The sequence below is a fragment of the Erwinia sp. MYb416 genome, from assembly GCF_037479575.1.
Classification (GTDB): domain Bacteria; phylum Pseudomonadota; class Gammaproteobacteria; order Enterobacterales; family Enterobacteriaceae; genus Erwinia; species Erwinia rhapontici.
In genome coordinates this window covers 1,594,134-1,615,488 of the sequence record NZ_JBBGYT010000438.1, presented here as the reverse complement: position 1 = coordinate 1,615,488, position 21,355 = coordinate 1,594,134, and the positions used below count along the sequence as shown (strand labels likewise).

Sequence of the window (21,355 nt, the reverse complement as noted above, 5' to 3'; positions counted from 1 at the left end):
CAAAGTAATGGCTAAGTAAACTAGTGTATGTACTACCAGATGTACATAAAAAACCGGGAAGACTCGGGAGCTTTGAAGATAAGTAAAGAATAACAAGGAAGGAAAGAGAGGCAATACCCCTGCACAGCAGGGGCTTAAAAGGATAATTGGGGATGGTTCAGGAAAAGCCGGGGGTGAACGACTTATTACACAGATAGATGAGCTGTTTGATATCCATAATATTTACGCTTTAGTAAAACGTCGTGGCCAGCTGCGCATGGCGTTCAACCACCTTGTCGCCCGGCGTGGTTTTGAGGGTGAAGCGACAGGTCACGGGCACGCCCTGCTGATAATCGCAACGAGTAGTGGTTTCCCTGGTGCCTTCAGCAGTTTTGCTGATGGTCACGGCATCGGAGGGTTTATCACCGGCATCCGAGGCATATTTCTGCACCCCTTCCGAGATCGGGCGATCGCCGCTAAACGCATGCTGAGCAACCAGACGCCCCAGAGAGTCATACGTCAGTTCAACGCGATAGTCAGACTGTGTAGAAGAAAGCCCGGAAATAAGCCCGCTATCGTTGTAACGAATATCGATGGTGAAATTGCCGCTGGTTTTGGACTGCACGTTGCATTTGCTATCCAACGTCAGGACAACGGGTTTTCCATTCTCTTCGCCGACCAGCTGGTTTTTTTCCCGACGCACGCTGATATTACCGACGTCGAGGTTGGTGACATCAAAATCCGTGACGCAGCCGTCCTTATCAAAATTAAATACCCCGTCGTAACGTTTCTCGCCGTTGGCATCAAAAATGGTCTGATGGGTGCTTTTTATCTTTCCGGGAATAGCCTCAAACTGATAAAGGAAAGACAGGTTTTTGATTTTTAATGAAATGCCTTCATCTTCTTCTTTTTTACAGCCCGCAAGAAGCAGCACCGGCAACAGCAAGGCTATCGTCGTTTTAATCTTGTCCATGCAACGTGGGTCCTTACCCGTCACAATTCTCATTGCAGATGCGTTGGGCGCGCCCCTTTGGGGCCAGCACAAGTGCTGTTCAAAAACGAGTAACGTTTTTGTCCTGCAATGCGAATTATTTAGGGTATATTGAGTTTTATCGGCAACTTAGCGCCTTTATTCAGGCGCTATCATACCGGGCCATTCAGGCCAGACCCAACGCACTTTTCACTTCATTGGCAATTTTTTCCACCTGCGGCCCATAAATCACCTGAACATCGTGGTCGCTGACGCGGTTGATGCCATTGGCACCGGTGCTCATCAGGGTATGATCGACCACCTCATTCATCTGTTTAACCCTCACCCGCAGGCGGGTAAAGCAGCAATCGACATCCTCTATATTGGCCTCACCGCCCAGCCCGCTGATAATAATGCGGGTGCGTTCATCCCCCGTCACCTTAGCGGCCTGAGGTGCCTCTTCTGACTCTCGCCCCGGTGTTTCCACGCGCATCCGCAGAATGACGAAGCGAAAACCGTAATAGTAGATCGGGATATAGATCAGCCCCAGCGCCACGCTCCACCACCAGGCGGTTTTACTGCCCCCCAGAATGCCGAAGACCACCAGATCGATAGCGCCCCCCTGCACATTGCCAATCATCAGATGCAGCAATGACATCAGCATAAAGGAGAGGCCGCTCAGCAAAGCATGAAATAGGTAAAGCACCGGGGAAACAAAGATGAAGCAAAACTCCAGCGGCTCCGTAATTCCGGTGGTAAAGGAGGTCAGCGCCCCGGCCAGCACCAGCGCTTTCACCCGCTGCTTATGCTCGGGACGCGCACAGTGATACATCGCCAGCGCGGCGGCGGGCAGGCCGAACATCATCACCGGAATTTTTCCCTGCGCAAGAAAACGTGTAGCGTCCTGCACCGTGGTATCCGGTACGGAACCCGGGTGCGTCAGCGAGGTATTAAAGATATTCAGCGCGCCGACAATGGTCTGCCCATCGACCGTGGCAATGCCGCCAATCGGCGTAAATCGCACCGTTTCATTGAGGATATGGTGCAACCCGGTGGGGATCAGCAACCGTTCGCTGGTGCCGTAGAGAAACGCACCGTACTGACCACTCTCACCAATCAGTTCGCCGACCCAGGCAATCCCGGCACCGATCGTCGGCCAGATGAGCGCCAGCAAAACGCCGACCAGCGGCAGCACCAGCACGGTGACAATCGGGACAAAGCGTCGCCCGCCAAAAAAGCTGATCGCCGTCGGTAGCTCGGTGGTGTAAAAGCGGTTATGAATCATTACCGTCACCAGCCCGGCAATCACCCCACCCAGCACACTCATGTTGTAAGTGAAGATGCCCAGCATGGGAATAAATTCCGCGGAGGTCATCATCGCCGTAGTTTGATCCATCCCCTGCTGCTGCAAGGCCGCTGCGGTAGTGGTGGCGGCCGTCAGGCCCCGCGCTGCCAGGGTGGCGCTGATGCCGACGTGCATGGCGATAAAACCAATCACCGAGGCAAAGGCCGCCGTGGGTTTTTCTGCTTTCGCCAGGCCAATGGCGCTGGCTACAGCAAAGAACAGCGGCAGGTTAGCAAACAACGCCCCCGCCACTTTGCGGATGAATCCAATGATCAGCTGCGGTATTTGCAAGCTGGCAAAGGCATCCCCGGTGATCACCGGGTTCTGCAACGCGGCCGCAACGCCTAAGAAAATACCGGCGGCGGCAATCACCGAAATCGGCATCATCAGAGCTTTACCGAAGGCATGGACTTTACTGGCAAACGCTTTCATCCGTCTCTCCCGCTGTCATTATCACGGGCTAAGTATGCGTTGCATGTCGGAGGATGCTGCCTTAATGGGGATATTCAACGGACAATCTTTGACCAACGTCACATTTCCAGTCTTATCGCGATAAACACGACCTATCGCACCATCTCTGCAATCAATTAGACAATTCTTCGCTCGGATCGCAAAATCGCCAAAAAGAAGCAATAATTTTTTAACAACTATTCAACATAAGCCTGCGACATTATGAAATTTAAAGAAGCGATTAAGCCATACCAGGCCGCTGCGGGCGGCTGGGGTTCACTGGAAGCCACCACCCGTTTCGTCTTTGACAGCAAACAAGTGTTAAAAAACATGCGCAATTTGATGCGTATGAATAAGGCAAAGGGCTTCGACTGCCCGGGTTGTGCCTGGGGCGATGACAACAAAAGTACCTTCAGCTTCTGCGAGAACGGCGCCAAAGCCGTGACCTGGGAAGCCACCCGCCGCCATATCGGTGCTGACTTCTTTGCCCAGTACAGTGTTGCCGCCCTTTATCAGCAGAGCGATTACTTCCTGGAATACCAGGGACGTCTGACCGAGCCGCTGCGCTATAACCGCGCCACTGACCACTATGAACCGATTAGCTGGGACGCGGCTTTTGCCCTGATCGCACGCCATATTAAGGCGATGGATCATCCCGACCGTATGGAGCTTTACACCTCCGGCCGCGCCAGTAATGAAGCCTCCTGGTTGTATCAACTGTTCGGCCGCATGAACGGCAGTAACAACTTCCCTGACTGCTCGAACATGTGCCATGAAGCCAGTGGTGTCGGGCTGAAGCGCAGTATTGGCGTGGGGAAAGGCACCATCCGTCTGGACGACTTTGACCATGCAGACGCCATCTTTGTCTTCGGGCAGAACCCGGGTACCAACCATCCGCGCATGCTGCACAGTCTGCGTCACGCGGCCGATCACGGCGCTAAAATCGTCACCTTCAACACGCTGCGCGAACGCGGGCTGGAACGTTTTGCCGATCCGCAAAAACCGCTGGAAGTGGTCACCAGCATGGCAGGTAAAATCAGCTCAACCTATTACCAGCCGAACCTCGGCGGGGATATGGCCGCCGTGCGCGGCATGGTCAAAGTGCTGGCTGAGAACCATCGTGCATTGATCGCGGCGGGTGAGAAAGGCCTGTTCGATGAGATGTTTATCAATGCCAAAACGGAAGGTCTGGAGGCTTATCTTGCCGCCGTGGATGCCACGGAGTGGTCACAGATTGTCAGTCAGTCCGGTCTCAGCGAACAGCAGATCCGTGAAGCGGCAGCGATTTACCAAAGCGCCGAACGTGTGATTTGTACGTGGGCGATGGGCATCACCCAGCACAAACATTCTGTCGATACCGTGCGCGAAATCGTCAACCTGCAACTGTTGTTCGGGCAGTTAGGCAAAAAAGGCGCAGGTCTTTGCCCGGTACGTGGCCACAGTAATGTGCAGGGTAACCGCACGATGGGCATCGATGAAAAGCCGTCTCAGGCGTTTCTCGATAGTCTGGGGCAGCATTTTGACTTCGAGCCACCGCGCAACGTCGGGCACAACACGGTACAGGCGCTGGAAGCGATGCTGCGTGATGAAATCAAGGTGTTGATTGCCCTCGGGGGCAACCTGGCTGCGGCCGCTCCGGACAGCCCGCGTACCGAAGAAGCCCTGAAACGCTGCGGTCTGACGGTGCAGATCAGCACCAAGCTCAACCGCAGCCATCTGTGCCTGGCGTTGGCCGTACCGAGCAGGATATTCAGGCCAGTGGCCCGCAGTTTATTACCGTCGAAGACTCCTTCAGCATGGTGCATGCGTCAGAAGGTGTGGGTAAACCGATAGCCGATACCCAGCGTTCTGAAACCTGGATCGTGGCTAACATTGCTCATGCAGTACTGGGCAGCGAGAAAGTGGACTGGCTCGCAATGGCGGACGATTACAATATCATTCGTGATCATATTGCGGCAACGCTGCCCGGTTTCAGCGATTTCAATGCCAAATGCGATCTGAAAGGCGGATTCTATTTAGGCAACGCGGCGGCTGAACTGCGTTTTAATACGCTGCATGAAAAAGCTCAGTTCAGCGCGGCCTCCCTGCCGAGCTCGCTGTTCCCGGCGCTCGATGTTGAAGTGCCGTTCACGCTGCAAACGCTGCGTTCTCATGACCAGTACAACACCACCATTTACGGGCTGGATGACCGTTATCGTGGCGTTTACGGCCAGCGTGAAGTGCTGTTTATCAACCCGGAAGACATGGACAACATGGGCTACGCCGCCGGAGATAACGTCGATATCGAAACGCTGTGGAATGATGGTATTACCCGTAAAGTCAGCGGGTTTAAGCTGGTGCCCTATGCCATTCCGCGTGGGAATCTGGCCGCCTATTATCCCGAAACCAATCCGCTGGTGCCGCTTTCCAGTTTTGGTGACGGCAGCGGAACGCCCACCTCGAAGTCGGTGCCGGTGAAGATCAGTCTGTCACCTGTTGTGGCCGGAAGACGTATCGCCTGACAGACCCGGGCGGCCGCAAAAACCGCCCCCCCCACCACCACGTCAGAAAAGGCTTTTTACTTGCCGTGGAGCGGTTAATCGCGTAAAACTGTCTGCCGCTCTTAGGCCACGAAAACGTTGAAATTATGTTCCAGGATAACCCGCTGCTCGCGCAGCTAAAAGAGAAACTCCACTCCCAAACGCCGCGTGTTGAGGGTGTGGTAAAAGGCACGGAAAAAGGTTTCGGCTTCCTGGAAGTCGATGCACAGAAAAGCTACTTTATTCCGCCACCGTTTATGAAAAAAGTCATGCACGGTGACCGCGTTAGCGCAGTGATTCAGACCGATAAAGATCGTGAAGTTGCGGACCCTGAAACGCTGATTGAACCCTTCCTGACCCGTTTTGTTGGCCGTGTTCAGAAGAAAGACGATCGCCTGTCGATTGTGCCTGATCATCCGCTGCTGAGAGACGCCATTCAGTGCCGTCCTGACCGTAATGTGAAGCATGACTTCCAGGCCGGTGACTGGGCAGTGGCTGAGATGCGCCGTCATCCGCTCAAAGGCGATCGCAGTTTCTACGCCGAACTGACCGAATTTATTACCACTGCGGATGACCATCTGGCGCCGTGGTGGGTGACGCTGTCTCGCCATAATCTGGAGCGTGAAGCACCCGATGTGGCAACGCCGGAAGAGATGCTGGACGAGCAACTGGAGCGTGAAGACCTCACTGCCCTAACCTTCGTGACCATCGACAGCGCCAGCACCGAAGATATGGACGATGCGCTGTATGTGGAAGAGGCCGCCGATGGCGCGCTGAAACTGACCATCGCGATCGCCGACCCAACGGCCTATGTGCCCGCGGGGAGCAAACTCGATGCGGTTGCCGCTGAGCGCTCGTTCACTAACTACCTGCCTGGTTTTAACATTCCGATGCTGCCGCGCGAGCTGTCTGATGACATCTGTTCGCTGCGTCCGAATGAGCGACGTCCTGTGCTGGCATGCCGCGTGACTATCGCCGCTGATGGCACACCGGGAGATGACATTCAGTTCTTCGCGGCCTGGATTGAATCTAAATCCAAGCTGGCTTACGACAATGTCTCTGACTGGCTGGAAACTAACGGTACCAGTGAATGGCAGCCGGAAAGCGACGCCATCGCACAACAGATTCGTCTGCTGCACCGTCTGTGCCAGGCACGCAGCGAATGGCGTCAGACACATGCGCTGGTGTTCAAAGACCGCCCTGACTTCCGCTTCCTGTTAGGCGAGAAAGGCGAAGTGCTGGATATCATTGCCGAGCATCGTCGCATTGCTAACCGCATCGTTGAAGAATCGATGATCCTGGCCAACATCTGCGCGGCTGCCGTGCTGCGCGATAAGCTGGGCTTCGGTATCTACAACGTGCACCTTGGTTTCGACGACGTGAATGCCGAGCAGGCTGCCGCCGTTCTGGCGAACCACGGTGTGACGGCAGATCCCGCAGCCATTGCCACGCTGGAAGGTTTCCGCACGCTGCGCCGCGAGCTGGATACACTGCCGACTCAGTTCCTCGACAGCCGTATTCGTCGCTTCCAGTCATTTGCTGAAGTCAGCACCACACCAGGCCCACACTTCGGCCTTGGTCTGGATGCCTACGCAACCTGGACCTCTCCGATCCGTAAGTATGGCGATATGGTGAACCACCGCCTGCTGAAAGCGATCATCAAAGGGGAAGCGGCCAGCCGCCCTGCGGATGACGTCACGGTGAAGATGGGCGAACGCCGCCGTCAGAACCGTATGGCAGAGCGCGATGTCGGAGACTGGTTGTACTCGCGTTTCCTGCAGAAATCGGTCGGTACTGACCAGCGTTTCAGCGCGGAAGTGATCGATGTTTCCCGTGGCGGTATGCGTGTACGTCTTCAGGAAAATGGTGCGGTTGCCTTTATCCCTGCCCCGTTCATCCACGCGGTGCGTGATGAGCTGGTGTGCAGCAACGAGAATGGCACCGTGCAGATCAAAGGCGATGTGGCTTACCGCGTCACCGACCTGATTGACGTGACCATCGCCGAAGTGCGTATGGAAACCCGCAGCGTCGTTGCCCGTCCGGTTGTCTGATTGTCTTCAACGGGATAGCCTGTTGGCTATCCCGTATTTTCCTCTATTATTGCCCTTCCCCTTCTAAAACGAAAAAATCGCCTGCGCCTCACACTTCTTTACTTACCGCCTGTCATTAACACTTTTTTACATTACGGTTAACTTGTCCCTCTTCTTAATGGATCTGACAAGGAGTTACGTGATGAAGAACGTCAAAGCCGGATTGATCTGGTTACTGGTGGCGTTAGCAGGTGCTGTGGCTTTCGCCATGCTGGCGCTTAACCGGGGCGAACCCGTGAACGCGCTATGGCTGGTGGTGGCCGCCGTCGCCTGTTACAGCATTGCTTATCGCTTTTACAGCCTGTTTATTGCCCGTCGTATTTTCGAACTGGATGACCGTCGCCTGACGCCCGCTGAGCGTCACAATGACGGTCTGGATTATGTTCCCACCAACAAATGGGTGCTGTTCGGCCACCACTTCGCTGCCATTGCCGGGGCTGGCCCACTCGTCGGCCCGGTGCTGGCGGCACAAATGGGCTTTCTGCCCGGCACGCTGTGGATCCTGATTGGGGTGATGCTGGCGGGTGCCGTGCAGGACTTCCTGATCCTGTTTATTTCCACCCGCCGTGATGGCCGTTCACTGGGTGAAATGGCGAAACAGGAACTGGGCGCCTTCGCCGGGGTGATCACCATGCTGGGCGCACTGGGGGTGATGATTATTATTCTCTCGGCGCTGGCGCTGGTGGTGGTCAAGGCGTTGACCAATAGCCCCTGGGGTCTGTTTACGCTGGCGGCCACCTTGCCTATCGCGCTGTTTATGGGCGTGTATATGCGCTTCCTGCGGCCAGGAAAAATCGCTGAAGTGTCGCTGATTGGCTTTGTGCTGATGATGGCCGCGATTATCTACGGCGGGGATATCGCTCTGCATCCATACTGGGGGCCTTTCTTTACGCTAAAAGGCACCACGCTGACTCTGGTACTGGTGATTTACGGGTTTGTTGCCTCTGTGCTTCCCGTCTGGCTGCTGCTGGCACCGCGTGACTATCTGTCCACCTTCCTGAAAATCGGCGTGATTGTCGGTCTGGCCGTTGGCATCGTTTTTGCCATGCCGGAGATGAAAATGCCGGCAGTGACCAAATTCATCGATGGTAGCGGCCCGGTGTTCTCAGGGGGACTGTTCCCGTTCCTGTTTATCACTATCGCCTGTGGGGCAATCTCTGGGTTCCATGCGCTGGTCTCCAGCGGCACCACGCCGAAGCTGGTGGAGCGAGAAAGCCACATCCGCATGATCGGCTACGGCGCCATGCTGATGGAGTCTTTCGTCGCCATCATGGCGTTGATCTGTGCCTCGGTGATCGACCCCGGTGTCTACTTTGCGATGAACGCCCCGGCGGCGCTGATTGGCACCACCGTCGAAAGTGCCAGTCAGGCGATCAACAGCTGGGGGTTTGTTGTTACACCGGAGGTGTTAACCGCCATCGCCCGTGATGTCGGAGAGATGTCAGTGCTATCGCGCGCAGGTGGCGCACCCACCTTTGCGGTGGGCATGGCGCATATCATTACCGAGGTCTTTAACAGTCGGGCGATGATGGCCTTCTGGTATCACTTTGCCATTCTGTTTGAAGCGCTGTTTATCCTGACCGCCGTCGATGCCGGTACGCGCGCCTGTCGTTTTATGGTGCAGGACCTGGCAGGTACGGTGGTGCCTTCGCTGGCGAATAATCGTTCCTGGGTAGGCAATATTATCGGCACCGCGGTGGCCGTTGCAGGCTGGGGGTTCTTCGTCTATCAGGGCGTCATCGATCCGCTTGGCGGCATTAATACGCTCTGGCCGCTGTTTGGTATCGGTAACCAGATGCTGGCGTCCATGGCGCTGATCCTCGGCACCGTGGTGCTGTTTAAAATGAAGAAGCAACGATACGCCTGGGTCACGATTGTGCCCACCGTCTGGTTATTTATTACCTCAATGACGGCAGGATGGCAGAAGATTTTCCATGAAAAACCCGCCATTGGGTTCCTGGCCCAGGCGAAAAAGTTCAGCAAGGGTATCGACCAGGGGATCGTTATTGCCCCGGCGAAAACCGTGGCGGATATGCAGACTATCGTGATCAGTAACCAGATCAATGCCGGGCTGTGTGCCTTCTTTATGCTGGTGGCCATCACTATGCTGGTGGCGGCATGCTTTGCCATCCGACGCGCATTGCACAGCGATCTACCTACCGTTCGTGAAAGTCCGGTCGTACTGCGCGATGAAAAAGTCAATATCTGATGAGTAAGCGGCTGACAGTAAAGGGTTTTAAACGCAACTATCTTGAAGGATATTTTCCCGACAAAGGGGTCACCTTAGTCAAATTATCCTGCTAATATGCTCCCCCGACCGCCATGTCGGGGGATTTTATGCTGCATATCAATTCTCACCAAAAAAATATATTGTCTTCGTAGCTTGTGATTCTGCTGCTTGCCGAATACTGTTGCTAAAATAAGAAGATACCACCTGCAAAGTAGCACCAAGGGAATAAAAATGACCGATGAACAAGGGCAGACGCTACTGTATGCACCAGCAGCCCTCATTGGCGTTTATCCTCCGACAGCGATGCGCTGCATTTTGCCGAAGACGAAGGGGGCGAAACCAACATTGCCGTCCCGCTCACTCCCCCGCAAGCCAGCCTGTTGCGCAGCATGACGGTGATCACCACCAGCGTGAATCTCACCATCACGTTGTACGGTAATGCACTTTCCATGCATCTGGTCGGCAGGAAAGTCTCCCAGATTGCCTGGGCGGGGACCGCGTCAGCATGGGGAGACACTTCCTCGGTCGCGCGCGATCTGGTGCTGGGTCTGTCATTTGCAGAACAGGTGGTATCTGAAGCCAATTCCGTCATTGTCATCGTCGATCAGCAAGGTCATATCCAGCGCTTTAACCGCCTGAGTGAAGAGTACACCGGCCTCAAAGAACAGGAAGTGATCGGCCGTAATGTGTTTCAGCTGTTTATGTCACGCCAGGAAGCGGCGGCCTCACGGCGTAATATCAGCATGTTTTTCCGTGAAGGCAGCTCCTATGAAGTCGAGCGTTGGATCAAGACGAAGAAAGGTCAGCGTTTGTTCCTGTTCCGCAATAAATTCGTCCATAGCGGCAGCGGAAAAAATGAGATCTACCTGATTTGCTCCGGCACGGATATTACCGAAGAGCGCCGAGCCCAGGAGCGTCTGCGCGTGCTGGCCAATACCGATACCATTACCGGCCTGCCGAATCGCAATGCCATCAATCACGAAATCACTGAAGCACTGGAAAAACGTGCTAACCAGCAGATTGGCGTGGTCTACCTTGATCTCGACAATTTCAAAAAAGTGAATGATGCCTACGGGCACATGTTCGGCGACCAGCTGTTACAGGCGGTTTCTCTGGCGATTTTGAGCTGCCTTGATAAAGATCAGACGCTGGCGCGCCTGGGTGGCGATGAGTTTATTGTGCTGGCCGAAGACACCAGCCAGGCCGCATTAGAAGCGATGTCGTCGCGTATTCTTGAGCGCCTGAAGCAGCCGTTCCGTATCGGGCTGATTGAGGTTTACTCCGGATGCTCCGTGGGCATTGCCCTTGCTCCGCAGCATGGCGAAGATCGTGAAAGCCTGATCCGCAATGCTGATACGGCGATGTACACAGCGAAAGAGAACGGACGCGGTAAATTCTGCATTTTCTCAGCGGAAATGAATCAGCGGGTGTTTGAATATCTCTGGCTCGACACCAACCTGCGCAAGGCGCTGGAACATCATCAGCTGGTGCTCCACTATCAGCCGAAAGTGAATGCCGATGGCACGGTCACCAGTGTGGAAGCGCTGGTGCGGTGGATGTCCCCAGAGCGTGGGCTGGTGCCGCCGGACAGTTTTATTGCCTATGCCGAAGAGTCAGGATTGATTATCCCACTCGGTCGCTGGGTGATGCTGAGCGTGCTGGAGCAAATCCTGCGCTGGCGCAAACAGGGCATTGACCTGCGGGTGGCGGTAAATGTGTCGCCGCGTCAGCTGATTGACCAAAGTATCTATACCGACCTGAAACTCGCCCTGGATCAAGCCGGACTGGAGGTCTGCCCGATTGATATTGAGCTGACCGAAAGCTGCCTGATTGAGAATGAGGAGCAGGCGCTGGCATTAATGAAACAGTTTCAGAAACTGGGTGCCGCCGTGCATCTGGATGATTTCGGTACGGGTTACTCGTCGTTGTCACAGCTGGCACGCGTGCCGATTGATGCGATTAAGCTCGACCAGAGCTTTATCCGTGGCGTAAACCAGCAGGTAGTCTCTCAGTCACTGGTCAGGGCGATTGTTGCCGTTGCTAAGGCGCTGAACTTGCAGGTGATCGCGGAAGGGATTGAGACGGAAGAAGAAGCGGAGTTTGTGATGGCGAACGGTGTGGATACCCGTCAGGGGTTCCTGTATGCGAAGCCAATGCCCGCTGAAGAACTCGAGCACTGGCTTACGCGGCATCATGCCATTACGGCTTCCTGAGAACGATAAATTAGCCCGCTTTCAGCAATGACTGCGCACTGTGGCGGTTTTGCAACTGGACTAAACGCTCCATATAAGCGATATCTTTCGGCTCCATAGTAAAGGCAAAATCAACCCAGTCCTCCGTAATATCCATCAGTTCTGCACGCGTCAGCTGAAGCACCCGCTGACGGGCTTTCAGCATCGCTCTGACACCGTTCAGCTTCGGTTGCAGCGTATCAATAAACGTACGCGTGCAGCGATAGCCCTCTCCCGGCTGGAACAGGCGATCCACCAGGCCGCGCGTTTCAAACCATTCTGCAGTATGCGACTCCCCTTCACAGATCAACTCTTCGGCCAGTTTCATGCCGGAACGGCGTGCCACCAGTGAGTAACCGCCCATGCCAGGGAACAGGTTAAAGGCAATTTCCGGGAACCCCATACGGGCAGTATTTTGTGCCAGGATGAAGTGATGCGCCAGCGCGGCTTCAAATCCACCGCCCAGCGCGCTCCCTTCCACCATCGCGATGGTAACAGCACCCGTGTCGAAGCCACGCGCTGCCGCATGAATGCAGTCCACGCAGGCACGGGCATAGGCACGCAGGGCTTCGCGGCGGCCATTTTTAATCGTTTCGACAAAGAAACGCAGATCGCCGCCGGCATTAAACATGGTCGGTACCAGCGAACCCGTGACCCAAAAATCAATCTTCAAACCGGAACGCTGGGCAGCGTAGCTGAGGTTCATGATCTCCTCGATCAGCTGATGATTAAAACTTGGGCGAGGTTGGGCGCGCAGCATCATCCACATGGTGCGACGTTCTTCTTCATAATAGGCGGAGAGCTGCGTCATTTGTCCAGCTTCGTTGAACAAGCGGCAAGTAGTCTGATTTATAACGGTCATAGCATTATCCTCTGTTTCATTATGCGTTCTTCGCAGCTCCAGCCTAATCCAGAGTGTCATCATGCTAAATGGGTGTTTGATTTTTAAGATAAAATAAAGAAATTCCTCACGCCATATGTGCACGACGAAATGCAATCAGAACCGCTGAATTGACGGGATAACAGGAGAGACTTGCGGCAGGATAAGGATAAAATACTCAAGCGTGGTCGAACAATAGGTAAGGATAATCTTAATTTGGCGCCGTTATAACCCGACGCCAGCTGATGATGTTAGCGGCTATTTCTGCCCGTAATAGGCATTTTTGCCATGTTTTCGCAGATAGTGTTTATCCAGTAATACCTGCTGCACTGCCGGCAGCTGCGGCGTCAATTGCTGACTGAAAATACCCATGTAAGCCACCTCTTCCAGTACAACGGCACTGTGGACCGCATCCTCCGCGCTGCGGCCCCACGCAAACGGCCCGTGCGAGTTCACCAGCACGGCTGGGATCGCCAGTGGGTCAATATTGCGCTGTTGCAGCGTTTCAATGATTACCTGCCCGGTTTGCCACTCGTAGCGTTCAAGGATCTCCTCATCGCGCATCTGGCGCGTGCAGGGAATGGCACCATAGAAATCATCCGCGTGCGTTGTGCCCCAGGCGGGAATATCTTTTCCTGCCTGCGCCCAGATGGTGGCATGGCGCGAGTGAGTATGGACGATGCCGCCAATATCAGGCCAGGCAAGATAGAGTGCACGGTGAGTGTCCGTATCCGATGAAGGACGTTTGTCCCCTTCTATCACTTCCCCGGACGCCAGCGCCACGACGACCATGTCGTCCCGCTTCATGTCGTCATAACTGACACCTGAAGGCTTTATCACCATCAGCCCCTGCTGGCGATCGATAGCACTGACGTTTCCCCAGGTGAACGTCACCAGTCCGTAGCGCGGTAACGCCAGATTTGCTTCCAGTACTTGCTGCTTCAGTTGTTCCAGCATGTTGTTGTCCCCGTTATGGCTGCTGATTTATTGTCAGCGCCACTTGATGATCGGGGTATGGAGGCATCTGCTGTATCAACGGCAGAATCCGACTGTTCCCGTGGTTTTGAGTGATCACACTCGCTTAAGACACAAGGGAAATTAAGAGTTTTTACCTGTTAAGATATCCGGTAATAATTCAAAATAGTTCACAGAAATTAACCTGGGTGATAGTAAGATGTCTAACCATCCAGATGTACCGTTGCCGACCCCGGATTCAGCCCTAAATCCTGAAGGCGATTTTTTATACTGCTTTTTGCCTGTTCAGTGACAGAAGTCACTTGAAAAAACGATGGAATCGGGTCGGGATTACAGAGCGTCCTCTATACTGTAGAGGTATCTCGTCGCTGTTCTTTAAGGAGAGTCATTATGTCTATCACTGCAAAACGCATCACCGCCGCCGTGCTGGCCGCAACCTTAGTTCTTTCTCTGAGCGCTTGCTCAAACTGGTCTAAACGCGATCGAAACACGGCCATCGGCGCAGGTGCTGGCGCAATTGGCGGTTCTATTCTGACAAATGGAAGTGGTTTAGGCACCGTGGGTGGCGCCGCAGTTGGCGGGATCATCGGACATCAGATCGACAAATAAAAAGCAGCTTATTGGGGGCCTGACGTTGTTCAGGCCCCTGTTATTGGTCAGCCTCCGGCCAGTTTGACCTTAAAGCCTTTCGCTTCGAGCAGGGTTTTTAACAGGTCGCGTTTATCGCCCTGAATCTCAATCACCCCGTCTTTTAACGCCCCGCCGCAGCCACATTTTTTCTTCAGTTCGGCCGTCAGCTTGTTCAGTCCGGCATCATCCAGATCGATACCGCTAATCAGACAAACCCCTTTGCCTTTACGCCCGCTGGTCTGCCGCTGAATGCGAACAATGCCATCACCTTTCGGACGTTGCACAGTCGTTTTGGGCTCATCAATGCGCCCGGTTTCAGTGGAATAGACCAGGCGGCTGTTGTCATCGGCCATGATTATGCCTCTTGCAGGGAACGAAGGATGTCACGCAGCGTTGCCGCCGGATCGGCTGATTGGGTAATCGGACGCCCGATCACCATATAATCCACCCCGGCTTGCTTCGCTTCCTGTGGCGTCATGATGCGGCGCTGATCGCCAACATCGCTGCCTGCCGGGCGAATCCCCGGTGTCACCAGACGGAAGTCCTGGCCTATCGCCTGCTTGAAATGACGGGCTTCCTGCGCGGAACAGACCACTCCGTCCAGACCACACTGATGTGTCAGACGCGCCAGACGCTCGGCCTGCTCTGCCGGGGAGAGTTCAATCCCCAGGCCGCGTAAATCATCGGCATCCATGCTGGTCAGCACCGTGACCGCAATCAGCAGAGGCGCATCGTTACCAAATGGCAGCAACGCTTCACGCGCAGCGCTCATCATCCGCGCACCGCCGCTGGCATGGACATTCACCATCCATACGCCGAGGTCAGCCGCCGCCGCCACCGCATGGGCAGTTGTATTAGGGATATCATGGAATTTCAGGTCGAGGAAAACGTCAAATCCGCGCTGTTGCAGATCGCGCACCCACTGTGGGCCAAACAGGGTAAACATCTCTTTGCCGACTTTAAGGCGACAACTGCCCGGTTCAATCTGATCGATAAACGCCAGAGCGCGATTGCGGTCCGCATAATCTAACGCCACCACAATCGGTGAACCGGTAACCTGAGGTGAAAGCATGGATTTACCCTCTTTGAGTGGAGCACCGCATGGCGCAAACGATAAACGGCATGCATTCTACCTGCGACGCGGGCAAATGCACAGTTAAGCTATGAGGAATTATTGTGATCGGCAGAGGGGGCGTTACGGCAAGATGGGGCCAGGAGGCGGTGCAAGGTCAGAAGTTACAGGGGTAAAAAAACAACATCGTCAGTTTCAGGCCGCTAAACCCTGACTCTCGGGTTCATCAACTGCATGCATGTAAACTGACGAGGGTAGTGGAAACACACGGCTGACTTAGCGTGCACAGCTTCCATTCATCAACGCACTTTCACCACAGCGACGGCCATTGGCCATCTGGCACATACCTACTGAGCTGCCGTCCAGCTGACGCGATAACGCCAGCGTGCCTCCCGCGTTGGAACAGGCGCTTTCAGCCATGTCGGCCATCACTACCCGGGCCGGGACATGGGCTGCCGTGGCCTGTTGCGGTGGCTCATTATCACTGTCGCTACTACAGGCTGACAGGAATAACGTGGCTGCCGCCAGCAAAAATGTCGCTGCTTTCATGAGGTCAGGCTCCGGGATGTAGGCTGGAATGCGTTTGCCAGCATAAGCTACGTTGCGCATCAGGTCGATAGCTGTCACGGATTCTTACAAAATCATTCCACTGGAAATATCAATAGCACAACGTCTTAATTTATTGTCGAGTCGGGCGAAATGCAATGAAGCCTGAAAAGATCATGTCAAATGGGTGTAATCATGCCAGGCTTACAGGCTGTTAAATTCTGGCGGCGGGATGGCATTCCGTTATCAACGCCGTCGTTTGACGTTTATAAAGGAGAGACAGATGTCTGATACACCGATTTTGATCGTTGCTACTTTTGCTGCTGCGACAGGGAAAGGCAATGCGCTGTATGAAGTGCTGAACCGCTGTGTGGCGCCGAGCCGTCTTGAGGAAGGAAACGTACATTACGATCTGTATCGCAGCGTCGAGAACAGCGATCTGTTCCTGTTCCACGAAACCTGGAAAAGCGCGGCGGCTATCGAACTGCATGAAACACAGCCCCACTTTAAAGCGCTGCTGGCGGGCGTTGAAGGTCTGCTGGCAGAACCCCCGGTGATTACGAAGATCTAAAGGGTGTTTTAGCGGGCTGACCGAAACAGAAGGCCAGCCCCTACATCAGAGATAAAAATCGTTATTTCACTAAACGTGCCCGGCACGACTTCCCTTTGATCTTCACGTCTTTCAGTTGCCCCATCACCTGACGCGCCTGCGTCTGGCGGATAGCAACGTACGCCTGCGTTGGACCAATATCAATTTTCCCGACCTGATCGCCGGTCAGTCCACCGTCACCCGTCAATGCCCCGAGAATATCGCCCGGGCGGATCTTTGCTTTACGCCCGCCGTCCAGGCTCACGGTTACCATCTCTGCCGGTAATGGCTTCGCGGCAACAGATTTCAGCTCGGACACATTGCGCCAGGCCAGTTTCTGTTGCAGATAATCTTCCAGCGCATGCGCACGGATCATCTCATCCTGCGCCACGAAGCTGACAGCACAGCCCTCCTCTCCGGCTCGGGCCGTACGGCCGATGCGGTGAACATGGACTTCAGGATCAAACGACAGCTGATAGTTAACCACCATCGCCAGCGATTTGATATCCAGACCACGGGCGGCAACATCGGTCGCCACCAGCACACGGCAGCTGCCGTTCGCGAAACGAATCAGCACCTGGTCACGGTCACGCTGCTCAAGATCACCATGCAATGCCAGCGCACTGATGTTACCGGCTGTCAGCGCATAGGCAATGTCATCGCATTCACGTTTGGTGTTGCAGAACACCACGCAGGATGACGGCTGGCGCTCGCTGAGCAGGCCAATCAGCGCCGTCAGTTTCTCACGTGGACCAGCTTCGTAGAATGTCTGTTCAATCTTCGGCAGATCGGACACATCGCCCGTTTCCACCGTCAGCGGGTCACGCTGAATACTTTGGCTGATCTGAGCGATGCCCTGCGGCCAGGTGGCCGAGAACAGCAGCGTCTGACGCGTTGGTGGACAGTGGCGAATAATACTGTCGATGTCTTCGCGGAAACCCATCTCCAGCATACGGTCTGCTTCATCCAGCACCAGCGTATTGATCCCGTCCAGCTTCAGGGTTTCGCGTTTCAGATGATCAAGAATACGGCCCGGCGTGCCCACCACGATTTGCGGCGCATGCACCAGTGAATCACGCTGTGCGCTCAGCGGTTGCCCGCCACACAGGGTGAGAATTTTAATGTTGGCGGTGAAACGCGCCAGACGGCGCAGTTCTTTGGCAACCTGGTCTGCCAGCTCGCGCGTTGGGCACAGCACCAGCGCCTGGGTAACGTACTGGCTGGCATCCACGCGATGCATCACACCCAGACCAAAAGCAGCTGTTTTGCCACTGCCCGTTTTTGCCTGAGCGCGAACATCCCGCCCTTCAAGAATAGCAGGCAGCGATTCCGCCTGAACCGGCGTCATGTCAAGGTAGCCGAGTTCATTCAGGTTTTCGATCTGGCTGGCAGGGAGTTGTGTCAGGGTAGAAAAAGCAGTCACGGAAGAGTTCTCTGGTAAAACGGACAGGATTATTGGCGCAGAGTGTAGCAGAAAACCACCCGGGGCGGGGAGAAAAGCGCTGGCGATAGTGCCACGCAGCGCTGTGTGTTGTGTCATCTGACTAAGATAAAACCAACGCGATTAACAGCCAGAAAATCAGGCAGGCCGCCACCATCGCAATCCAGGTATTTCTCCGGGTCCATTTCATAGATAGTCCTTCTCCTTACTTTCGATCTTAACGCCACCACGCATGTAAAAGGTGGGATTAATCCGAAATTCTCGGTGGTCATTATAGTCAAGCCAGGCCCCGGGTGTCGCCTGTTTATTATGAGGATACCCGCGCCAGGAACCGGCCCTGAGCAAAACAGGGGGGAAAATGAGCAATAAAAATTTGATGTAAGTACTGAAGGAATTAACGGCGGGAAAAGCGAAAACTTAAGGGGCTTTAGGAAATCCAGAATATTCTTAGTGATGTGAGGCTATCTGCCGCCCCTGATAACGGGGCGACAGTCGAACCAGGCTATTGATCTTGATAAGGATCTTTTTTGTCATCATCACTGTCGTCGCGTGTACGTGGGATCTCACCATGCTCGTTAGGATTATCTTTGGCCGGATGTTGATCGGGTTTTGGTTTTTCTTTCGACATTACGCCCTCCTCTCGCTTGTTTACACTAAGCGTAGTTGATGACGCCCCATCTTTCACTCTTCCTAAGTCATGTCAGGGGCATCGGCGCAGGCAGGTGTTGCCTGTGTCAGAATCAGAGATTGGCAACGTCAATATAGAGCGATTTATCAATGTTGGTTGACGAAACGGTGGCCTCGGTAAAGGCATATTCCGCTCTGTCACCGCTACGATCCAGAGGTAACGCCTCAAAATCGAACAGGTTCTTGTCCGCTAACTGGCTTGGACTGATATTCTGGATGGACTTGAAAACGCTGTCGACACGGCCCGGCGTCTTTTTATCCCACTCCATCAGCATCGCCTTGATGGCCTGACGCTGGAGATTTTCCTGCGAACCGCACAGATTACAGGGGATGATCGGGAATGCTTTATATTCTGCCCAGGCGATCAGATCTTTTTCCCGGCAGTACGTCAACGGCCTGATAACCACGTTACGCCCGTCATCAGAACGCAGCTTAGGGGGCATCGCCTTCATTTTTGCACCATGGAACATATTAAGGAACAACGTCTCAACGATGTCATCCATATGGTGGCCCAGCGCGATTTTCGTTGCGCCAATCTTCTCGGCAAAGGAATAAAGCGTGCCGCGACGCAGGCGCGAACATAAGCCACAGGTCGTTTTTCCTTCCGGGACTTTCTCTTTAACCACTGAATAAGTGTCTTTATCCACAATGTAATAAGGGATATTTAAGCTATCGAGATAGGCGGGCAGAATGTGTTCAGGAAACCCTGGCTGCTTCTGGTCCAGATTGACGGCAATAATCTCAAATTTGATCGGTGCCACCTTTTGCAGGCCGAGAAGAATATCCAGCATGGCGAATGAATCTTTGCCCCCGCTCATGCAGACCATTACCACATCGTTGTCTTCAATCATGTTGTAATCGGTAATGGCAGTGCCAACATTTCTTCTGAGGCGTTTCTGGAGTTTATTAATCTCCAGGGTTTCTTTTCTTACATCCACTTGATTCATAAATACTTCTCTGGGCCCTGGGAGCTTTATAGCGATGTATATCAGCTGACTCTTTAAAGGGATATTATACGGAAGTTTCCCAGGGCCCTGCCATCAATTTTTCCTGACCAGAGATTTTATTGAAGATGCACATGCGGTGGCGGATCAATAATCGGGTCGGGGTCAATCGGCGGTGGATCGGGTAACGGCTGTGGTGTGGGAATGGGACCAGGAACGGGCGCCGGGTCGCTGAGTGGTTCAGATGAGCGAATCGCCATAATACGGTCAACAGGCATACCTTCCTCCTCAAACATTGCATGAACCTTAAGCGTAGGACATCTGACCGCGCTGGCAAACGCGCAAAAAAAAGCCGGCGGATAGCCGGCGTCGTACGAATCAAATGTGCTATGCATTAATTCAAAAAAGGAAGTAAGACAATATGGAGCGCAACGCCCATCGCTTGACGTTGCATTCACCTGCGGGAAAGAGTTTGCCCTGAACCACGGGGGGATTTATTGATGTCGATCAGCTTTCGGGCCGTTTGTTGCGTCTCTTCCGCAATAATTATCATTTATCACAACCATTTACGTTTCCGTAACCACCAGGCAACCCCGATAACCAGAAGCGTCAACAGCAGGCAGAAGGTCGCAAAACCATAATGCCATTCCCCCCCCGGTATCCCACCCAGATTGACGCCAAACAACCCCGTCAGGAAGGTCGTCGGCAGGAAAACCATTGCCAGCAGCGACATGGTATAAGTGCGGCGGTTCATCGCTTCTGCCATCACCGTGCTGATCTCATCCGCCAGCACGCCAGTACGTGCCACGCTGGCATCAAGGTCGTCCAGCCCCCGCCCTAAGCGGTCAGAAATATCCTGCATACGACGACGATCGTCATCGCTCATCCAGGGAAGACGTTCACTGGCAATACGTGAAAAGACATCGCGCTGCGGTGCCATGTAGCGCCGCATGATAATCAGTTGCTTACGAATCAATGCCAGCTCACCGCGTGGCGGCACCTGTTGATCAACCACCGCATCTTCCAGGTCGATGATCTTATCGTGCAACTCTTCAATAAACTCGCTGGTGTGATCGGTAAGCGCATCGCAGACATCCACCAGCCAGCTGCCACCGTCCACCGGGCCATTGCCATTTTTCAGGTCGGTCAGTACTTCATCGATGGCAAAGACTTTGCGCTGCCGGGTTGAAACAATCAGCTTCTCGTTGATAAAAACGCGGATCACTACCAGTTGTTCCGGGCGTGATTCGCTGTTGAGATTGATGCTACGCAGGGTGATCATGGTGCCATCACCCAGCCGGTTAACGCGTGGACGCATACTGTCGCCGCCCAGCGCATCACGAACCGCGTCAGGCAGCAGCGGGGTCGACACCAGCCAGTCTGCGCTCTCACGGTGGGTATAATTCAGGTGCAGCCAGCACGGCTTGTCACACGTCAGCACATCGCTGTCGTCGATCGGGATTAACCCGCCCTTTCCATCTAACTGACAGGAAATAATCGCGTCAGACACCTGCAATGATTTACCAGCAATAACATCCACGTTTGCGTCGCCCTCAACAGAATCAATGCGATACAGTCTAGCCTGTGCTGAAGCGGTTGCCTAATCTGACCCACTTCCTGAATGATTTTCAGGCAAAACCTAAACTGCTTTTCACGCCCGTTCGGCGATGTTGAAGCAGTTTAGGTTTTTTTTTGGCCTGAATTCAGCAACGGCCCGAAAACATAGACCCAACATAATTCAAGGTGCAGGAAGGCAGCCAACACACCTGCACCGTGA

16 protein-coding genes and 2 pseudogenes are annotated in these 21,355 nt (G+C 54.1%); 6 read left to right on the top strand and 12 right to left on the bottom strand.

The genetic code is table 11. The features are described 5' to 3' along the window. Nucleotides 1-229: 229 nt before the first annotated feature. A complete protein-coding gene (locus WH277_RS17110) occupies nucleotides 230-952 on the bottom strand; it encodes a YnfC family lipoprotein (protein WP_227536250.1) in 723 nt (240 codons plus the stop codon). A 184-nt stretch (nucleotides 953-1,136) separates the two neighbouring features. After that, a complete protein-coding gene (locus tag WH277_RS17105) occupies nucleotides 1,137-2,726 on the bottom strand; it encodes a PTS transporter subunit EIIC (RefSeq protein WP_133845072.1) in 1,590 nt (529 codons plus the stop codon). Between the two features lie 240 nt (nucleotides 2,727-2,966). On the opposite strand from WH277_RS17105, the pseudogene WH277_RS17100 reads away from it, so the two are divergent. From WH277_RS17100 to pdeR, 4 genes and pseudogenes are all read left to right on the top strand, one after another. After that, a pseudogene (locus WH277_RS17100) lies at nucleotides 2,967-5,245 on the top strand (FdhF/YdeP family oxidoreductase). 125 nt (nucleotides 5,246-5,370) lie between these two features. Beyond that, nucleotides 5,371-7,314, top strand: a complete 1,944-nt coding sequence (locus WH277_RS17095) for an exoribonuclease II (RefSeq protein WP_133845077.1) — start codon at nucleotides 5,371-5,373, stop codon at nucleotides 7,312-7,314. A 181-nt stretch (nucleotides 7,315-7,495) separates the two neighbouring features. Beyond that, nucleotides 7,496-9,562, top strand: coding sequence for a carbon starvation CstA family protein (locus WH277_RS17090; protein ID WP_159337174.1), 2,067 nt, complete (start codon nucleotides 7,496-7,498; stop codon nucleotides 9,560-9,562). A 252-nt stretch (nucleotides 9,563-9,814) separates the two neighbouring features. Beyond that, nucleotides 9,815-11,796: pseudogene (gene pdeR / locus WH277_RS17085) on the top strand (cyclic di-GMP phosphodiesterase). 10 nt (nucleotides 11,797-11,806) lie between these two features. Here pdeR and WH277_RS17080 read toward each other — a convergent pair. Together WH277_RS17080 and araD are read right to left on the bottom strand one after the other, a co-directional pair. Then, nucleotides 11,807-12,676, bottom strand: a complete 870-nt coding sequence (locus WH277_RS17080) for a crotonase/enoyl-CoA hydratase family protein (RefSeq protein WP_133845083.1) — start codon at nucleotides 12,674-12,676, stop codon at nucleotides 11,807-11,809. Between the two features lie 276 nt (nucleotides 12,677-12,952). After that, entirely contained in the window at nucleotides 12,953-13,651 is a 699-nt protein-coding gene (gene araD / locus WH277_RS17075) for an L-ribulose-5-phosphate 4-epimerase (RefSeq protein WP_159337175.1), read from the bottom strand. Nucleotides 13,652-14,059: 408 nt separating this feature from the next. Here araD and osmB point away from each other — a divergent pair, with 408 nt between their 5' ends. Continuing rightward, nucleotides 14,060-14,278 (top strand): osmotically-inducible lipoprotein OsmB, encoded by a 219-nt coding sequence (gene osmB, locus WH277_RS17070; protein ID WP_133845087.1) that lies wholly within the window; start codon nucleotides 14,060-14,062, stop codon nucleotides 14,276-14,278. A 47-nt stretch (nucleotides 14,279-14,325) separates the two neighbouring features. Here the strand turns inward: osmB and yciH are convergent, their stop codons facing one another. From yciH to WH277_RS17055, 3 genes are all read right to left on the bottom strand, one after another. Next, a complete protein-coding gene (gene yciH, locus WH277_RS17065; RefSeq protein WP_133845089.1) occupies nucleotides 14,326-14,652 on the bottom strand; it encodes a stress response translation initiation inhibitor YciH in 327 nt (108 codons plus the stop codon). A gap of 2 nt (nucleotides 14,653-14,654) precedes the next feature. Continuing rightward, entirely contained in the window at nucleotides 14,655-15,371 is a 717-nt protein-coding gene (gene pyrF, locus WH277_RS17060) for an orotidine-5'-phosphate decarboxylase (protein ID WP_133845091.1), read from the bottom strand. 276 nt (nucleotides 15,372-15,647) lie between these two features. Beyond that, on the bottom strand, nucleotides 15,648-15,920 hold the full coding sequence (locus WH277_RS17055; RefSeq protein ID WP_133845093.1) for a putative hemolysin: 273 nt from the start codon (nucleotides 15,918-15,920) through the stop codon (nucleotides 15,648-15,650). A 280-nt stretch (nucleotides 15,921-16,200) separates the two neighbouring features. On the opposite strand from WH277_RS17055, the gene WH277_RS17050 reads away from it, so the two are divergent. Then, nucleotides 16,201-16,488 (top strand): putative quinol monooxygenase, encoded by a 288-nt coding sequence (locus tag WH277_RS17050; RefSeq protein WP_133845095.1) that lies wholly within the window; start codon nucleotides 16,201-16,203, stop codon nucleotides 16,486-16,488. 61 nt (nucleotides 16,489-16,549) lie between these two features. Here WH277_RS17050 and dbpA read toward each other — a convergent pair whose 3' ends face one another. The 5 genes from dbpA to zntB all read right to left on the bottom strand — a co-directional run bounded on the left by dbpA (nucleotide 16,550) and on the right by zntB (nucleotide 21,118). Then, nucleotides 16,550-17,929 carry an ATP-dependent RNA helicase DbpA gene (dbpA, locus tag WH277_RS17045; RefSeq protein ID WP_133845097.1) on the bottom strand — a complete coding sequence of 460 codons (1,380 nt, stop codon included), beginning with the start codon at nucleotides 17,927-17,929 and terminating at the stop codon, nucleotides 16,550-16,552. 520 nt (nucleotides 17,930-18,449) lie between these two features. Then, nucleotides 18,450-18,575 (bottom strand): hypothetical protein, encoded by a 126-nt coding sequence (locus WH277_RS17040; protein ID WP_259149943.1) that lies wholly within the window; start codon nucleotides 18,573-18,575, stop codon nucleotides 18,450-18,452. 112 nt (nucleotides 18,576-18,687) lie between these two features. Then, nucleotides 18,688-19,581, bottom strand: a complete 894-nt coding sequence (gene ttcA / locus WH277_RS17035; protein WP_133845099.1) for a tRNA 2-thiocytidine(32) synthetase TtcA — start codon at nucleotides 19,579-19,581, stop codon at nucleotides 18,688-18,690. Nucleotides 19,582-19,697: 116 nt separating this feature from the next. Continuing rightward, complete coding sequence (locus tag WH277_RS17030; RefSeq protein WP_159337177.1) at nucleotides 19,698-19,874, bottom strand: hypothetical protein; 177 nt, start codon at nucleotides 19,872-19,874, stop codon at nucleotides 19,698-19,700. Nucleotides 19,875-20,134: 260 nt separating this feature from the next. Further along, a complete protein-coding gene (gene zntB / locus WH277_RS17025) occupies nucleotides 20,135-21,118 on the bottom strand; it encodes a zinc transporter ZntB (RefSeq protein ID WP_133845101.1) in 984 nt (327 codons plus the stop codon). Between the last annotated feature and the right edge of the window lie 237 nt (nucleotides 21,119-21,355).